This window comes from Mesorhizobium sp. M1406 (genome assembly GCF_040317555.1).
GTDB lineage: Bacteria > Pseudomonadota > Alphaproteobacteria > Rhizobiales > Rhizobiaceae > Mesorhizobium.
In genome coordinates this window covers 1-16002 of record NZ_JAMYKW010000013.1, presented here as the reverse complement: position 1 = coordinate 16002, position 16002 = coordinate 1, and the positions used below count along the sequence as shown (strand labels likewise).

At 61.6% G+C, this 16002-nt stretch carries 15 protein-coding genes, 1 tRNA gene and 1 pseudogene; 9 read left to right on the top strand and 8 right to left on the bottom strand.

Features of this window, described 5'->3' with window-relative positions; translation table 11 throughout:
• Nucleotides 1-30 precede the first annotated feature (30 nt).
• Nucleotides 31-1182, bottom strand: a pseudogene (locus tag NKH03_RS13580) (ISAs1 family transposase); the annotation flags it as partial.
• 167 nt (nucleotides 1183-1349) lie between these two features.
• On the opposite strand from NKH03_RS13580, the gene NKH03_RS13575 reads away from it, so the two are divergent.
• Nucleotides 1350-2084 carry a hypothetical protein gene (locus tag NKH03_RS13575; RefSeq protein ID WP_352968759.1) on the top strand — a complete coding sequence of 245 codons (735 nt, stop codon included), beginning with the start codon at nucleotides 1350-1352 and terminating at the stop codon, nucleotides 2082-2084.
• A gap of 62 nt (nucleotides 2085-2146) precedes the next feature.
• A tRNA-Leu gene (locus NKH03_RS13570) sits at nucleotides 2147-2232 on the top strand.
• A 547-nt stretch (nucleotides 2233-2779) separates the two neighbouring features.
• Here NKH03_RS13570 and NKH03_RS13565 read toward each other — a convergent pair.
• Nucleotides 2780-3445 (bottom strand): outer membrane protein, encoded by a 666-nt coding sequence (locus tag NKH03_RS13565; RefSeq protein ID WP_352968758.1) that lies wholly within the window; start codon nucleotides 3443-3445, stop codon nucleotides 2780-2782.
• Nucleotides 3446-3561: 116 nt separating this feature from the next.
• Nucleotides 3562-4413: an alpha/beta fold hydrolase gene (locus NKH03_RS13560; RefSeq protein ID WP_352968757.1), complete on the bottom strand. Its 852-nt coding sequence runs from the start codon at nucleotides 4411-4413 to the stop codon at nucleotides 3562-3564.
• Nucleotides 4414-4558: 145 nt separating this feature from the next.
• On the opposite strand from NKH03_RS13560, the gene ade reads away from it, so the two are divergent.
• Nucleotides 4559-6376, top strand: coding sequence for an adenine deaminase (gene ade / locus NKH03_RS13555; protein WP_352968756.1), 1818 nt, complete (start codon nucleotides 4559-4561; stop codon nucleotides 6374-6376).
• A 160-nt stretch (nucleotides 6377-6536) separates the two neighbouring features.
• On the opposite strand, the gene NKH03_RS13550 is transcribed toward ade, so the two are convergent.
• Both NKH03_RS13550 and NKH03_RS13545 read right to left on the bottom strand, forming a co-directional pair.
• Nucleotides 6537-7700 (bottom strand): alpha/beta hydrolase, encoded by a 1164-nt coding sequence (locus tag NKH03_RS13550; RefSeq protein ID WP_352968755.1) that lies wholly within the window; start codon nucleotides 7698-7700, stop codon nucleotides 6537-6539.
• A gap of 143 nt (nucleotides 7701-7843) precedes the next feature.
• Nucleotides 7844-8917 (bottom strand): alpha/beta hydrolase, encoded by a 1074-nt coding sequence (locus NKH03_RS13545; RefSeq protein ID WP_352968754.1) that lies wholly within the window; start codon nucleotides 8915-8917, stop codon nucleotides 7844-7846.
• A gap of 418 nt (nucleotides 8918-9335) precedes the next feature.
• On the opposite strand from NKH03_RS13545, the gene ilvA reads away from it, so the two are divergent.
• Both ilvA and NKH03_RS13535 read left to right on the top strand, forming a co-directional pair.
• Nucleotides 9336-10592 (top strand): threonine ammonia-lyase IlvA, encoded by a 1257-nt coding sequence (gene ilvA / locus NKH03_RS13540; RefSeq protein WP_352864151.1) that lies wholly within the window; start codon nucleotides 9336-9338, stop codon nucleotides 10590-10592.
• Entirely contained in the window at nucleotides 10589-11149 is a 561-nt protein-coding gene (locus tag NKH03_RS13535; RefSeq protein ID WP_352968753.1) for a DUF1697 domain-containing protein, read from the top strand. The genes ilvA and NKH03_RS13535 overlap by 4 nt, the downstream gene beginning before the upstream one ends.
• Nucleotides 11150-11154: 5 nt before the next feature.
• On the opposite strand, the gene NKH03_RS13530 is transcribed toward NKH03_RS13535, so the two are convergent.
• Nucleotides 11155-11448, bottom strand: a complete 294-nt coding sequence (locus tag NKH03_RS13530) for a DUF2218 domain-containing protein (RefSeq protein WP_352968752.1) — start codon at nucleotides 11446-11448, stop codon at nucleotides 11155-11157.
• A gap of 130 nt (nucleotides 11449-11578) precedes the next feature.
• A complete protein-coding gene (locus NKH03_RS13525) occupies nucleotides 11579-12019 on the bottom strand; it encodes a VOC family protein (protein ID WP_352968751.1) in 441 nt (146 codons plus the stop codon).
• Nucleotides 12020-12238: 219 nt separating this feature from the next.
• Between NKH03_RS13525 and NKH03_RS13520 the strand changes: the two genes are divergently transcribed.
• The 3 genes from NKH03_RS13520 to NKH03_RS13510 are packed head-to-tail and all read left to right on the top strand — an operon-like array spanning nucleotide 12239 to nucleotide 14212.
• A complete protein-coding gene (locus NKH03_RS13520; protein ID WP_502910899.1) occupies nucleotides 12239-12835 on the top strand; it encodes a cold-shock protein in 597 nt (198 codons plus the stop codon).
• Nucleotides 12836-12860: 25 nt separating this feature from the next.
• Nucleotides 12861-13424: a DUF192 domain-containing protein gene (locus NKH03_RS13515; RefSeq protein WP_352968750.1), complete on the top strand. Its 564-nt coding sequence runs from the start codon at nucleotides 12861-12863 to the stop codon at nucleotides 13422-13424.
• Nucleotides 13425-13444: 20 nt separating this feature from the next.
• Nucleotides 13445-14212: an alpha/beta fold hydrolase gene (locus NKH03_RS13510; RefSeq protein WP_352877317.1), complete on the top strand. Its 768-nt coding sequence runs from the start codon at nucleotides 13445-13447 to the stop codon at nucleotides 14210-14212.
• A 33-nt stretch (nucleotides 14213-14245) separates the two neighbouring features.
• Here NKH03_RS13510 and NKH03_RS13505 read toward each other — a convergent pair whose 3' ends face one another.
• On the bottom strand, nucleotides 14246-14848 hold the full coding sequence (locus tag NKH03_RS13505; RefSeq protein WP_352968749.1) for an HD domain-containing protein: 603 nt from the start codon (nucleotides 14846-14848) through the stop codon (nucleotides 14246-14248).
• Between the two features lie 147 nt (nucleotides 14849-14995).
• On the opposite strand from NKH03_RS13505, the gene cysE reads away from it, so the two are divergent.
• Nucleotides 14996-15844: a serine O-acetyltransferase gene (gene cysE, locus NKH03_RS13500; RefSeq protein ID WP_352968748.1), complete on the top strand. Its 849-nt coding sequence runs from the start codon at nucleotides 14996-14998 to the stop codon at nucleotides 15842-15844.
• The last annotated feature ends 158 nt before the right edge of the window (nucleotides 15845-16002 follow it).

The following is a 16002-nucleotide window of genomic DNA, read 5'->3' as shown; positions in this document are numbered from 1 at the left end:
CGTCCCTACCGCGAAACGGCAAAGCCCTCCCAGCAGGGTCTCGAGATATCTGGTGTCCCATCCGGCGCGTTTGCGGCGGAGTTTGATGGATTTCTTGTCTGCTACGGCTCGGACGAGATTGATGGCGAAGTGCCTGACGATGGCCATGTTGTTTGCGCCATGCCCTTTACGAAGGCGCGACTGGTCATCCTTGAAGACGACGTCGAGCGTCCAGTGGAGGGCATTCTCGATCATCCAGTGGCCGCGCACGGCATTGGCGGCCTGTTGTGCGCTGAGCGTTGCGGAGGAGATATAATATCTGGTCTCGATACGGCATCGATCCTTGAGTTCGACATGCGCGGCGACGCGAACGATCGAAGCGGCGGCGGGCAGGCGCAATTCGCCGGGGAAGCGGCGGGTGCCGGAGAGCCAATCGGTTTCGCCGCTGACAGTGACGGTGCGCTGCTCGATGCGGCCATGGGCCTTGCCGAGATCGGTGGAGTGATCGAGTCTGTCGGCGGGCGCGTCGGCGAAATAGGCTTCGATCTCGCTCCTGATGGTGGGTTGGTTGGCCTTGACGGCGAGCAGGTAGTCGGCGCCGGCGTCGCGGATTGCCGTGGCGATGGTGGCATTGGTGGCGATGGCATCGATGGAGACGAGTGCGCCCTTGAGGCCGTCATCCTTGCCCAGTCGCTCCAGCAGGATGGGGATGGCGGTGATCTCGTTGCTCTTGTCGGTGACGGCTTCCTGGCCAAGTACGAGGCGCGCGGTGGTGGCGAAGGCCGAGACCAGGTGCAGTGGGGCCTTGTCGGCGCTCCTGTCGTGGCTGCGGCGCGAGGTCTTGCCGTCGATGGCGACGAAGTCGGGCTTATCCGGCCAGGTCTCGCGGACCCAGGCACTGAAAGCGGCCGAGAACAGGGACGGGTTGATGCGGTTCATCAGAATGGTCAGCCAGCGCCCGCCTGGCACGCCGTGGTGGTAGGGCATATAGCGGCGCAGGAAATCGAGATGCGCCTCCGCCCATTCGGCGATGCCGTCATAGTCGTCGCAGTCGCAGATCGTGCCGCAGACGACCACAAACAGCACTTCGGGCAGGGGATGTGCGACCCGCCACGGTTCGCGCGGGTCTTCGATTGCAGAAAGGTGCTCCAACAGCGCCTTCAGGCGTGGCTTCTCGAAACCTTCGCGTGCGGTAATGGTCATGGCAGGGCTCCGAATCATGGGAACCCAATGGAATCAGATCAGCCGCAACCCCAAAAGCGCGTTAACCCGAGTTCGTAGCCCTGGGGAGACGCACCTACCGCTTTCCAAATTTTTTTGTGAAACTACATCTGAAACAACTGGGGCATTCCATGCTCTTGGGGTGTCCTATGGGTAAGATGGACGACGCAAACTCACTCACCGACTTCGCCGTAGGCGAGATGATGTCGGCTTTCGAACAGCTCCGAAAAAGCGTGCCTGCACCTCAAGAAGTCGAACATCCGAAAGGATTTTCATGGAGGTACAAGGAGCAAACAATTCAGCAAGCTCTTCTGCTCAAGCTCTTTCGCCTTATCAGCAATCTCGATGCTGCTCGCGTTCTCTTATCTCTCGGCAATGTCATGGAATGCGGTGCGCTGAAGAGGCTTCTTGATGAAGCGAACGACGACATCCTGTTCATGGCCGCACCACTCCTCGGACACCCCAAGGAAGACATTCACGATGAGTATCTACGCTACTTTTGGGAGGAGGAGTTTGATGTTCCCGGCGAACCGATGAAATCAACCCAGAAGCGGGGGATGGTTCGCCGCGACAAGATACAAGCATACAACGCTCGGGTTATCTCACCGACAGACCCTTCGACCGCAAAAAAAGTCGATAGCGCGATCTTTAAGACCTACTCAGGATACATCCATGGCCACTCGCAGCACATCATGGATGCCTACGATGGAAAAGAATTTCATCTCCGGATCGAACTTGGGATGCGGCTATACGATGCCACTTTAGAAGACTTCCTCAATTATCCGTACCGATGCGTAATGGCTTCGTCATTTATCGCATACGCCTTTGGTGACCGGGCTGTTCAGGAGCGACTTAGGTCGGCGTATAAAAGCATCGGTGATTGAAGGTGAAGGGATGGTCTGACGGAATTGCCTTTCTGCGAAGACCAGCCTACCTGTAACCGTCTGCGGGCGTGGTGAAATTGGTATACACACCGGACTTAAAATCCGGAGGCCCTAGGCCGTGCGGGTTCAAGTCCCGCCGCCCGCACCATGTCTTGGCTTTTCCCACAAAATTTCCCACATTGACCCTTGCCTGACGCAATAATCGCTTGTGCGGGATAGTCGCATCCATGCAGCTAAACAAATCAGCAAAAACAAAGAGTTGAACGTTCAACTAAGGATAGTTGAAATCGCCGACGCAACCAAACAGCAGCTTTTGTGAAGCGCAAATTTGCTATGTGTTTGATTTTGTTGAGGTCGCGTCGGCCCGCTTTTTTAAGTCCCTTGCGTCTACCAATTCCGCCACGTCCGCAGGCCAGCCCTTTTCAGACGCCAGACACAGGCCGTCAAGTCGTGTTCTTGGGCCTTGGCCGAACGTGCGAACAGACCGGCGGCTTGGCCATACTGGCGCGATCACGGAATTTTCGGCGCCGCGGGCATTGGTACGATGTTTGTGCGGCGGATTTGATCCGCCAAGGCCGGCGTCTCCCAGGCCCAACCCATTCCCCCGCCCACTGGGAGCGTCGGCCGCCCCAATTCCTTTTGAAATAGCTCCGCAAGCTCCGTCGTGGCCGGCAGCGCCACAACAGTGGGCTGGTTCAGAACTTGTAGCTCAAATTGATACCGACCGTGTTGAGCTTCACGTCCTGATCGCGATCGTTAAAGGGTTCCGCTACGTCGTAGTGCTCGGAGCCGAAATCATAGTAGCGATATTGCGCGCCGACGACGAACTTGTCGGTCAGCGCGTAATCGACGCCGGCGCCCAGGGTCCAGCCGATATTCGTGCGCGTGCTGGCGAACGCCGGACCAGCGACTTGCGACGTCTCGATGCCGGCAAAGGCGACGCCGCCAATGCCGTAGACCAGCAGGCGATCCACGGCGTAGCCGGCCTTGGCGTTGACCGATCCGAACCATTTGATGTCGGTGCCGAATGTGCTTCCCAGGCCCGATTCCGTCGTGCCGTCGATCGAGGAATAGTTGAGTTCGGCCTCGGCGCCGAGCACCGCCTGGTCGAACTGCCACAGGCCGGCGACATGGCCGCCGACGAACCCGCCGTCAATGTCGGGCGTGATGGAAAACGGCGCGCCTTCTGTTCCTGATATGTCGGATTGGCCCCAGCCATAGCCAGCCTGCAGGCCGGCATAATAGCCCGTCCAGTCGAAGCCGGGCGCGGTCATCGGCACGTCGGCACCGATGTCCGCCGCGAACGCCGACCCGCACATGAGGACAAGAAAGCCGGTACTGGCAAACGTCAAACGACGCATCGAGTTCTCCGAAATGACGGTTCAGAAAATCCTGCCGGGACGATAACCGTTTTCGTCGCAAAACGGAATCCCATTGTTCAACAGTTGTGATTCACCTGTTGCTGCACAGAATCTCCCTATTTGGCGTCGATGAAGTCCAGCACCGCCTGGCTATATTCATCCGGCGCTTGCAGCATGGCGAAATGACTGGCGTTGGGCAGGATGATCAGCTTCGCGCCTGGGATGGCGGAGGCTATGTATTCGGTGTGTTCGCGCTTGATCGCCTCATCATGGTCGCCGGCAACGATCGCCGTCGTCGTGGTGATCTTGGCGAGCTGTTCCTTGGTCCACGCCGGCTCGCTCTCCCACATATGGCTGATTTGCGCCACGAAGGCGTCATACTGGTCCGGCGTTTTCGACATCCTCTTGTAGTCGCGGCCGGAGCGGTCGATGTAGGCGGCAAAGGTCTTGTTGGTCATCACGCCCGGATCGACACCGTCGGTGGTTACGTTGGCCGCTTGCGCAAAGAGTCTGGTCAGCCGCTCTGAATGATGCAGCGCGATGTCGATGCCGATAATGCCGCCATCGCTCCAGCCGACAAGCGCGGTCTTGTCGATCTTCAGGTAGTCGAGCAGCGCGAGATAATCCGACGCCATCAAGTCGTAGCCGTAAGGCTGCTCGGTGCGGGTGGAGCGACCATGGCCACGGCTGTCGGCGACGATCACCTTGTGCGTTTTGGAAAGCGTCGCCACCTGGCTGGCCCAGATGTCGGCGTGGCCAAGGCCGCCATGGATGAGCAGCACCGGGTCGCCCGCGCCGAAAACGGCGTAGTACATCTGGATGCCGTTCACCGGCGCATATCCGCTCTGATCGGGTTCGGGCATGGCCGCGGGCTCCGGCAAGGTCTGCCAACGTTCCTCGGCGGCGGCAAAAGTGGTTGGCGCGGCGAACAGGACGACGATGGCGAACGCTTTCCAAAAACGGGTCATGTTTCCCTCTTACGGCTCGGTCCGCGGATAGCATTGCGTTTTGGCCAGATTAGTCAACAAGCCCGGCCGCCGTCGGATGTTGGACCGACGGCTCTGGCGGCGCCCGCCCACATTTGCGAGACTGGGCGCAACCGAGGAATCGCCAATGACGAAAGCCAAGCCCGCAAGGCCCGCAAAACCCAAACCCTGGACCGAGATGGCGACACATCTGGTCGATGTCGCCATGGGGCGAAAGCCCGCCGACCTGGTCGTCCGCAACGGCCGCTGGGTGAATGTCCATTCGGGCGAGATCATCGCCGGCACCGACATCGCCATTGCCGGCGGGCGCTTCGCCTATTGCGGGCCGAACGCCAGCCATGCCATCGGCCAGGGCACCAAGGTGGTCGACGCCGGCGGGCGCTATCTGGTGCCCGGCCTCTGCGACGCGCACATGCATGTCGAAAGCGGCATGGTGACGGTGACCGAGTTCTGTCGGGCTGTCATTCCGCACGGCACCACGTCGATGTTCATCGACCCGCATGAGATCGCCAATGTGCTGGGACTGCCCGGCGTGCGGCTGATGCATGACGAGGCCGTCGCGATGCCCATCAACGTGCATGTGCAGATGCCGTCTTGCGTGCCTTCGGCGCCGGGGCTGGAACATGCCGGCGCCGAACTGACGGTCGCCGATGTGGCGGAAGCGATGACCTGGGAGAACATCATCGGGCTTGGCGAAGTGATGAATTTCCCCGGCGTCGCCGCCAACGATCCGGTGATGTCGGGCGAGATCGCCGCGACGGTCAAGGCAGGCAAGACGGTCGGTGGCCACTATGCCTCGCGCGATCTCGGCCTGCCGTTCCATGGCTATGTCGCCGGCGGCCCGGAAGACGACCACGAGGGCACGCGCGCCGAGGACGCCATTGCCCGTGTGCGCCAGGGCATGAAGGCGATGCTGCGGCTGGGCTCGGCCTGGTACGACGTTGCCTCGCAGATCAAGGCGGTGACGGAGAGCGGGATCGACCCGCGCAACTTCATCCTGTGCACCGACGACAGCCATTCCGGCACGCTGGTTCATGAAGGCCATATGGACCGCGTGGTGCGCCACGCCATCCAACAGGGGTTGAAGCCGGTGACGGCGATCCAGATGGCGACGCTCAACACAGCCCAGCATTTCAAACTGGATCGCGAGATCGGCTCGATCGCGCCGGGGCGGCTGGCCGACCTGCTGATCGTCTCGGATCTCGCCGCAATGGCAATCGACGAGGTCTATGCACGCGGCGTCAGGCTGGCCAAGGGCGGCAAGCTCGAAATCGACATTCCGGCCTATGATTATCCGAAGACGGCGAAGAACACCGTCAAGCTCGGCAAGAAACTGAAGGCCCACGACTTCGACATCGCCGCTCCCAAGGGCGCCAACGAGGTGCGGGTGCGCGTCATCGGCGTCATCGAGAACCAGGCGCCGACGCGGGCACTGGAGGCCGATCTGCCGGTCGAGGACGGGCTGGTCGCCATGGATCGCCGCAACGATGTCTGCCAGATCGCGCTGGTCGAGCGCCACAAAGGCACGGGCGGCGTCACCAACGCCTTCGTCTCCGGCTTCGGCTACATGGGCGACTGCGCCATGGCGTCAAGCGTGGCGCATGACGCCCACCACATCATCTGCGTCGGCACCAACAAGCAGGACATGGCGCTGGCGGTGAATCGTCTGGGCGAGGTCGGCGGCGGCGTCGTGCTGTTCTCCAAGGGCAAGGAACTGGCCCTGGTCGAAATGCCGATCGCCGGGCTGATGTCGGACGAGCGGGCTGAAATCGTCGCGGCCAAGGCGGACAAGCTCACCGAGGCGATGCGCAAGATGGGCTGTTCGCTAAACAACGCCTATATGCAGCACTCGCTGCTGGCGCTGGTTGTCATTCCCGAACTCAGGATTTCCGATGTCGGGCTGATCGACGTGACGACTTTCCAGAAGGTCGATCTCTTCGTCTAGGGTATATCGATATTCGGGTGAGGCCGGCCTGCGAATGGTGGCTTTCTGCGCTTCCGGTGCTCACGTACTTAAAGTACGCTCCGCTCCGGTTCTCGAAAGCCGCCATTCTCGACTCGGCCTGACCCGAATCTCAACATACCCCGGCGCTTGTTGATGGTACTCAGCCGCCGGTGGCTATGGTCAGCACCTTGAATGGTGTGGTGATGATGATCTCGGCGACCGAGCCGACAGCCTTGCCGAGGCCTTGACCGATATTGTTGAACTGTGTCTGGTCGGGTTCCTCCGAAGCCAGGCCTGCCGGTGCTCGCAGCCGGTCGCCGAGCAGTTGCACCAGGATCGGGTTATCGGCGAATTTGGCGTGGTTGAGGCGATCGCCAGACTTCAGTTTGCTCAAGTCCACAACCGATACGCCATAGCTGGCAAGGTCGGCCGCATTGCCATAGTCGCCGACTCGCGGTTTGTCGCCGGACAGAAGGCCTGACAGTCTCAAGGCGCGGTCGTCGCCCGAAAGCAGGATGGCGAACGGCTTGTCCGGCTTGCCGTAGCGGATCATCTGTTTCTTGAACACATCGACGTCGATATCCGGCGAGGCCAGAATGACATAGCCGAGCTTCCCGCCGAGATCGCGGTCGCCGGTGATGGCGAGTTGCCGCAGCGCCTCCATGGTCAACCACGTCCCCATCGAATGGGCGATAATGTCGATGCTTCTCACCTTGGTCTTGGCAAGCATTCTCAGCGTTGCTTCAAGATCGTCGCGCGCTGCGTTTGCACTATCCCTGTCGTAGAGATAGCCCGTCGTCTTGGCACTCGACGCCCATGAGAACAGAACGGGCGTACCTGGATATTTCGTGTCGTGGGCGATCTGCGTCAGCCGATAGATGCCGTCATCGAAGCCATTGTTGAAGCCGTGCACGAAAACCAGCGCACGGTCTCCGCGCATGGCGATGTCGGCGCCGACCGCCTTGGCGAATTGCGGCGCGCCTTCGTAGAAGGCGACGTCCTTGGCGGTGAAGTCCTTGGCTGGAGCGCTGTTTGCCGATCCCTTGGCCCGCTCGATGGCGCCGACTTGATGGCTTTTCGGAACGGTGACGTCGACACGGGCAAAGCTGGTGGTCAGCGAGCGATCGCCGTCGAACACCTGTCGCGGATCCTTGATTGCCTTCTGGCGGGTCGTGGCAACGAAGATCTCATGCGTGGCCGCGATGTCGGAAGCGGGCACCGAGACAGCAGTCCTGTTGAGCAGGTCATGCGTGTTCCGGCCGGCGCAGCCGGTGACAGCGAGCGCGATCGCAACGACGAGGTAACTCTTCGAACGCACGGTCACGCGCTGGCTCCCGTAAAGCGGGACGTCAAACGCATGACGTCGCTGGCTACTCCGATAGAGCCAGAGGCCGGCGCGGTCCAGTTCAAAGTGAGTCTATACGTCCGCGATGCTGAACAGGCACGGCGAAAACCGCGGAACCGCATCTATTGCCCGAGCAGGCCGATGCGGTCGGTCACGTCACGGTCGCTGGCAAAGCCGTCATCCTCGCGCAGCCGCTGGCCGATCATCTTCACCAGCATTGGATTGTCGGCGAATTTCGTATGGTTGAAGCTGTCGCTTCCCTTGACCTTGGAGAGGTCGACGACGGTCACGCCGTAGGAAGCAAGGTCGGCGGCATCCTTGTAGTCGCCGACCCGCGGCCGCGAACCGGCGATCAGGCCGGAGAGCCTCAGGGCCCGATCGTCGTCGGACAACAGCAGAATGAACGGCTTGTCGGGCTTGCCGTAGCGCCGCATCTGGCTCTTGAACACGTCGACGTCGATGTCGGGCGAGGCCAGCACCACGTCGCCGAGTTTGCCGCCGAGATCGCGGTCGCCGCTGATGGCCATCTGGCGCAGCGTTTCCATGGTCACCCAGGTTCCCATTGAATGGGCGACGATGTCGATGCGACGGGCGCCCGACTGCTGCAGCATCCTGAGCGTCACTTCCAGTTGGTCGCGGGCGGCACTGGCGCTTTCCTTGTCGTAGACATAGTCGGTGGTCCTGGCGCCGGATGCCCAGGAAAACAGCACGGGCGTGCCGGGATAGCCGGAATCGTGGACAAGCTGGGTGAGGCGATAGACGGCGGCGTCGAAGCCTGTGTTGTAGCCATGCACGAAGACCATGACGCGGCCGCCACGCGCGGCGATGTCGGCGTTGAGGGCGCTGGAGAATTTCGGCTGTGTGTCGTAGCCGACGACCTCGGAGGCCATGAAATATTTGGCCGGGTCATCCGACTTGCCGCGCGAGCGCCGCTCGATCTGACCGGTCTCATGGGTCCCCGGAACGGTGACGTTGACGCGGGCGTAGTTAAGCGTCGCCGAGCGCTCGCCGTCGAAAACCTTGTTTGGATCGTCGGACTTCTTGCGCGTCGTGGCGATGAAGATGCTGTGGTTGCCGGCGATCTCCGTCACCGGAGCGGACACCATGGCGCTACCCAGCAGTTCCTGTGTTTGCGAGCCCGCGCAGCCGGCGACGAGCAAGGCAAGGACAACGGCAAAGATCTTGTTCAAAGGCACGCTTGAAATTCCAACTCCGGCCGAAAGGCCTGTCTACCCCCGCCACCTCCCGGACAGGCAGAGTGCGGCGGAACTAAGTCGTGTCCAGTCGAAATGTGATCAGCGCCCGGCTACAGCCATCGCAGTGTTGCGCGAAAGCCAAAATGGCGGGAGGAACGCATGCGTGGTGCGCGCAATGAGCGGCATCACCGTCGGCTCGCCGAATTCCGGCAAGGACATGGATTCAGGCCAACCGATGACACGGCATGAACAAACGCCTCCAAGTGCTTGCAAGGATTCTACGAATGCCCGTTGCGGAAGGGCATGAATGGCCGGACAATGGCGTCGCGAGGCTGGATATGCAATAGGCGGGGCCGGCTGCGCGGTCCGATCGATGATTGAGGGTCCGCGGGCGACAACCGGCGCGAGGTGTTTTCCAATGAACAGTTTTTCTTCCCGCGTCGCTGCCGCTGCCGCGGCGATCCGCCAGATCTTTCCGGAAACGCCACTGCAGGAAAACGACTATTTGTCGAAAAAGACAGGTGCGCGGGTGCTGTTGAAGCGTGAGGATCTGTCGCCGGTGCGTTCCTACAAGATCCGCGGCGCCTTCAACTTCTTCCGCAAGACGCTGGCGGCGGGCAACGAGGCCGAACTGTTCGTGTGCGCGTCCGCCGGCAACCATGCGCAGGGCTTTGCTTTCGTCTGCCGCCATTTCGGCAAGAAGGGCGTGGTGTTCATGCCGGTGACGACACCGCAGCAGAAGATCGACAAGACCAGGCTGTTCGGCGGCGATTTCGTCGAGATCAGGCTGGTTGGTGACTTTTTCGACGACTGCTACCGTGCCGCCTTCGAATTCACCGAAAGTTCCGGCGCCCATATGGTGCCGCCCTTCGACCACAAGGACATCATCGAGGGCCAGGCGACCGTCGCCTATGAGATCGCGGACCAGATGCCGGGCGCCCGCATGCCCGATATCATCATGCTGCCGGTCGGCGGTGGCGGGCTCGCCGCCGGCGTCACCCATTATTTCGCCGATCAGGGCCGGGAAGCGCGCTTCGTCTTCTGCGAGCCGGCCGGCGCGCCGAGCCTGCGCGAGAGCCTCGCCGCGGGAAAGCGGCTTAAACTCGCCAAGGTCGACAATTTCGTCGATGGCGCGGCAGTGGCCGAGATCGGCCGCGAGCCGTTACGCCATCTCAAGGATTTTCCGGCCGACACGGTGCGGCTGATCCCGGAAAATCGGCTCTGCGCCACCATGATCGAGATGCTCAACGTCGAAGGCGTCGTGCTGGAGCCGGCAGGGGCCCTGGCGATCGATGCGCTGAAGGATTTCTCCAGAAAGGAAATCAGGGGCAAGACCATTGTCGCCGTGGTTTCGGGCGGCAATTTCGATTTCGAGCGGCTGCCGGACGTCAAGGAACGGGCGCTGCGCTTCGAGGGCCTGAAGAAATACTTCATCATCCGCTTCCCCCAGCGGCCGGGCGCGCTGCGCGACTTCCTCGAACTGCTCGGTCCCGACGACGACATCGCCCGCTTCGAATATCTGAAGAAATCGGCGCGTAATTTCGGTTCGGTGCTGATCGGCATCGAAACCAAGGACCGCCGCAATTTCGACCTGCTCAAGGCGAATTTCGAGGCCGAGGGCGTCCAGTATCAGGATATCACCGACAACGAGACATTGGCCGGGTTCATCATATGAGCGGTGCTGGAAAAATCTTCGTCGCGCTGTTTTCCGGCATCAATGTCGGCGGCAATCGCATCGTCAAGATGGCGGAGTTGCGGTCGTTCTTCGAGGGTCTCGGCTTCTCCGATGTCGCCACCTATGTGCAGAGCGGCAATGCCGTGTTCAAGGCGAAGAAGGGCGACGCGGTCACGCTGGCAAAACAGCTCGAAGAAGCCTTCGAGAAGAAATGGGGTTTCCATTCACGCATCATGGTGCGCGATCTCTCATGGTTCGAGCGGCTGGTGGACGAAAATCCCTATCCGGACGTGGCCGCGGACCATACGAAGCTGCACGCCTATGTGCTGGCGCGCGAGCCGACCGCCGATGAGGTGGCGCGGCTGGCCGAAAAGTGCACCGGCCCCGAACGCTTCGAGATCAAGGGCGATGTGCTGTACCTGCACGCGCCGGACGGGCTGGGCAAATCGGTGTTTGCCGGGCTGATCCCGCGCACGTTGAAAGTGCCGGGCACGGCGCGCAACTGGCGCTCGGTGCGGGCGCTGCTGGAGATGGCCGCTCAGGCCGGTGGAAAATAGGGTCCTTATGCCGCCGGCGCGGGCTTCCAGTCGAAGGTCAGTTCTTCACGGAAAGCAAAGCGCTTGATGTGATCGGCGACGACGCTTTCCAGGCGTTCGATCGATCCGGCTTCGTCAGTTGATACCGTTATATGCAGCGCGGTCGCGTCGGCATCCATGACGGTGCGGCCGAGCGAGAGATCGATGGTGCCGTGGGTGGGATCGAATTCGACCGGGAATTTGTGCGCCCAGTGCTTGCACAACTGCAGCAGGTAGCGGCTGGCATGTTCGGCGGCGACATCGGCACGGCTGGTCGGCATGAATGAATTCTCCTGGTGAGCGCCGGCGTTGCCGGGCAGGCACGACAGGCAGGTAGATAGGTGCCTCGATCAAAACGGCAAAGGCGGCCGGCTTGTCCGCCTGGCCGCTCCACTCAAGATGGCGTGATCGCTACCAGGTGCCGGTGTTCGGCATCGAGGCCCAGGGCTCGGCCTTGGGCTTCGCCGGTCCCTTCTGCAGCAGCTCGATCGAGATGCCGTCCGGCGACTTGACGAAGGCCATATTGCCGTCGCGCGGCGGCCGGTTGATGACGACACCGTTGTCCAACAAATGGTGACAGGTGGCGTAAATGTCGTCGACCTCATAGGCGAGGTGGCCGAAATTGCGCCCGCCCTTGTAGTCTTCCGGATCCCAATTGTAGGTCAGTTCGATCAGCGGCGCCTTGTCGGCGATGCCGCTTTGCTCGTCTTCCGACGCGGCGAGGAAGATCAGCGTGAAGCGGCCTTGCTCGTTTTCGTAGCGGCGCACCTCCTTGAGGCCGAGCTTGTTGCAGTAGAAGTCAAGCGAGGCGTCCACGTCGGCGACGCGGACCATGGTGTGCAGATAGCGCATGTGATTTCCTCGACAAATTGCGTTGCGGTGCAACATAGGGTCGGCCCTGTAAAAGGGCAATCGTGCGGCAGCGCGCAATGCCGGCAAAGAACAAATCCGGTATTCCCCCCATTGAACCGTGAAAAAAGGCACGGCAGGTCTTGCACACACCGGAAGTGGCGGTGTTAATCTGGTGCCAAGAATCAGTTGCGGTGTTCTTGAAAAGAGGGGGGCATTCTTATGGGGGAAAAGGCCTCTTTCATGGGGCGGGACGGACCCCTTGGCGACGCCCGGCAGCGTGACGAAGGCGGCGACGCCGCCGACCTGCTCGAAATTGCCGGCGCCATCAAGTGGTTCGATGTGGCCAAGGGCTACGGTTTCATCCTTCCGGATGACGGCATTTCGGGCGACATCCTCCTCCACGTGACATGTCTTCGAAAGGACGGCTTTCAGACGGCCCTGGAGGGCGCGCGCGTGGTCTGCCTCGTCAAGCATGGCGACCGCGGGTTGCAGGCCTTCCGGGTGCTCTCCATGGATCTCACCACCGCAGTTCACCCGGCCGAGATGCAGGAGCAGCGCACCCATATCGTGGTGACGCCGGAAAGTGGTCTCGAACGCGCCTTGGTGAAGTGGTTCAACCGCACCAAGGGTTTTGGTTTTCTAACCCGCGGCGAGGGCACCGAGGACATCTTCGTCCACATGGAGACCTTGCGCCGTTACGGCATCACCGAGCTTCGGCCCGGCCAGGTCGTGCTGGTTCGTTTCGGACGCGGCGACAAAGGCCTTATGGCCGCCGAAATTCACCCCGATATGGGGACCTTGCCGGTCTCGCATTAAGACGATTCCCGGCCGAGGATCTCAAATGGCTCACAGAAACTGGCTGACGGCGGGCGTGGTATGCGCCGTGATTGCCGTCATCGTCGCCGCAGGCGCCTTCTTCTATTCCGGCCGGCCGACCTCGGCGGACAGCCGGGCGATGATCCTTCCGGTCGATCCGGCGCCGCTGGTCGTGGTGACGAAAGGCGGCGACCGCTCTTTTTCCATTGAAGTCGCCGACACCGATCGAGAGCGCGAGGCCGGTTTGATGTATCGCCAGGACATGGCGGACGACCATGGCATGCTGTTCGTCTTTGAAATGCCGCAGCAGGTCAATTTCTGGATGCACAACACGCCGATGCCGCTCGATCTGATCTTTGTCGGCCAGGACGGCAAGATCCGGGCAATCAAGCACGGCGAGCCGCAATCCGACGCCGTTGTTTCGCCCGGTGTCCCCGTGCGCTTCGTGCTCGAGCTCAAGGCCGGCACGGCTGCCAGGAATGGCATCGAATATGGCGACCTGTTGCGCCATCCGGCCGTGGGCACGGTATCCGGCCCCGGCATGCCGCCGGCCGACAATGGCGATGCGCCCAATGGCGGCGGCGGCTGAGTGGTCAGGCGGGATCGCTGATGCGGCTTTTCACCCACGACGGCTTCGACCTTGCCTTCCTCGACCGCCAGCCGGCATCGGGCGAGGGCGACCCGGTGCTCATGATCCACGGCTTCGCCTCGAACCACCATGTCAACTGGGTGTCGCCCGGCTGGTTCAAGACGCTGAACGATGCCGGTTACCGCGCTATCGCCTTCGACAATCGCGGCCACGGTTCGTCGTCGAAGAGTTATGAGGAGGCCGACTATACGCCGGTCAAGATGGCTTCGGATGCCGCCGCCCTGCTCGGCCATCTCGGCATCCAACGCGCCCATGTCATGGGCTATTCGATGGGCGCGCGCATCGCGGCGTTCATGGCACTGTCGGATCCGGACAAGGTGGCGACGCTGGTCTTTGGCGGCCTCGGTATCGGCATGATCGATGGTGTCGGCGATTGGGATCCGATCGCCGCGGCCCTGCTTGCCGATGATCCGGCCGCGACAAGCCATCCGCGCGGCCGATCGTTTCGCGCCTTCGCCGACCAGACCCGCAGCGATCGCCGTGCATTGGCCGCTTGCATTGCCAAATCGCGCGAACTGCTGAGCGAGCAGGATATTGCCCGCATCGCCCAGCCGACGCTGGTCGCTGTCGGCACGACCGACGACATTGGCGGCTCGCCCGATGAACTCGCGGCGTTGATGCCGAACGCCAGGGCCTTTCACATCGAGGGCCGCGACCATATGCTGGCCGTTGGGGACAAGACCTTCAAGCAACGCGTGCTGGAGTTCTATGCCGAAAATCCGCTCTGAGCGGACAGCGAGGGGAGCGGGACGTGACTGCCCTCAGCCTGTGGTGAGAGCCGCCAGCGACCGCGTCATGTTTTCCCGGGCCTGCCGTTCAAAGCGTTGCCGGAACTCCTCCGTGTGGAAAATGTGTGGGCGGGCGAGGAAGTTCTTCAGCACCGCACTGCGCCCGGCCCGCCACATCGGCTCCTCCACCCATTGATACTCGCGCCGCACGGCGCGCTCATAGGCGTCGAAGGCGTCCGGCGCGGCACCGAGGATCGCCAGATCCATATCGAGGAAGAGACTTGCGTCCCGTGTGCTCGTCGCGTCGTCAAACGGCGGCACCTGGTGTGTGGCGGTGGCGACGATCATCGCGGAGATGCGGTTCAGGCGTGAAGGATCCGCGCGGCCCGCCAGCTTCTTTTCGGCGAGGTCGGCACTTCGCGCCTCGTTGTCTTTGGCCTTGCTGTCATAGATGGCATCGTGGAACCAGATCGCCGCTTCGACGGCTCCGTGGTCGCCGAGCGCCGCTCGATAATCACCCGCCAAAGCCAACATCGCCTCGATATGGGCAAGGTTGTGGTAATGGCGGCCTGGTCCCCGGTAGAGTGCTGAGAGCTCGCTCTTCAGAGCGTCGTCTATCAAGGGTTCGTTTTCCATCGCTGCTTGAATTCCCGCGAACCAAATCCATTTGACAATGCACTAAGGAAAATTGAGTTCAATCGTGCTATGATCTGGCTTATATGTGCGGCCGGACAACAGGCAAGCACAACAGGCAAGCCCGGCAGGGCGCAGGACGAGACGGCGATGAACAGCATCAGCATTTCCCGACACAGCGCATTGAAGCCGGTCGACCCGATCTGGCGTTCGATCCGCGACGAGGCAATGGAGGCTGTCAACCGCGACCCATTGCTCGCCGCGTTCCTCTATTCGACCATCCTCAACCAGGACAGCCTCGAGGAAGCGGTCATCCATCGGCTGGCCGAGCGGCTCGCTCATCAGGACATCGGCTCCGATCTCATCCGCCAGACCTTCAAGTCGATGCTGGCAGATGACAAGGACTGGCCGACAACCGTGCGTGTCGACATCCAGGCCTATTACGACCGCGATCCGGCGTGCGACCGGTTCATCATGCCGGTGCTCTATTTCAAGGGTTTTCACGCCATCCAGACCCATCGGCTGGCGCATTGGCTGTGGAACCAGGGCCGCAAGGATTTCGCCCTTTATCTGCAGAGCCGCTCATCCTCGGTCTTCCAGACCGACATCAACCCGGCCGCGCGCATCGGCAAGGGCATCTTCATCGACCACGCCACCGGCCTTGTGGTCGGCGAGACCGCGGTCATCGAGGACGATGTGTCGATCCTGCATGGCGTAACACTGGGCGGTACCGGCAAGGCCGGCGGCGACCGTCATCCCAAGATCCGCTACGGCGTGCTGATTGGCGCCGGCGCCAAGATCCTCGGTAACATCGAAGTCGGCCATTGCTCGAAGATCGCGGCAGGCTCGGTGGTGCTGTCGCCGGTGCCGCACAACAAGACGGTAGCCGGCGTGCCGGCCCGCGTCGTCGGCGAGACCGGCTGCGATCAGCCGTCGCGCCAGATGGATCAGCTTCTGCCGTCGCAGTCGATGGATCAGGTCGTCAGCTTCGACATCTGATTTTTACGAGGCCCGCCGCCTGCTTGCCGGATTCCGGCGCGGGCATGAGTGGTGGTTGTCTCCTCATATCAGGCAGGGGAATCGGGTGAGTTAATTATCGTGAGATGACGCTTACGAGGAATTCGTCGTCCCACGCCGCCACTTTTCGTTTCAATCGC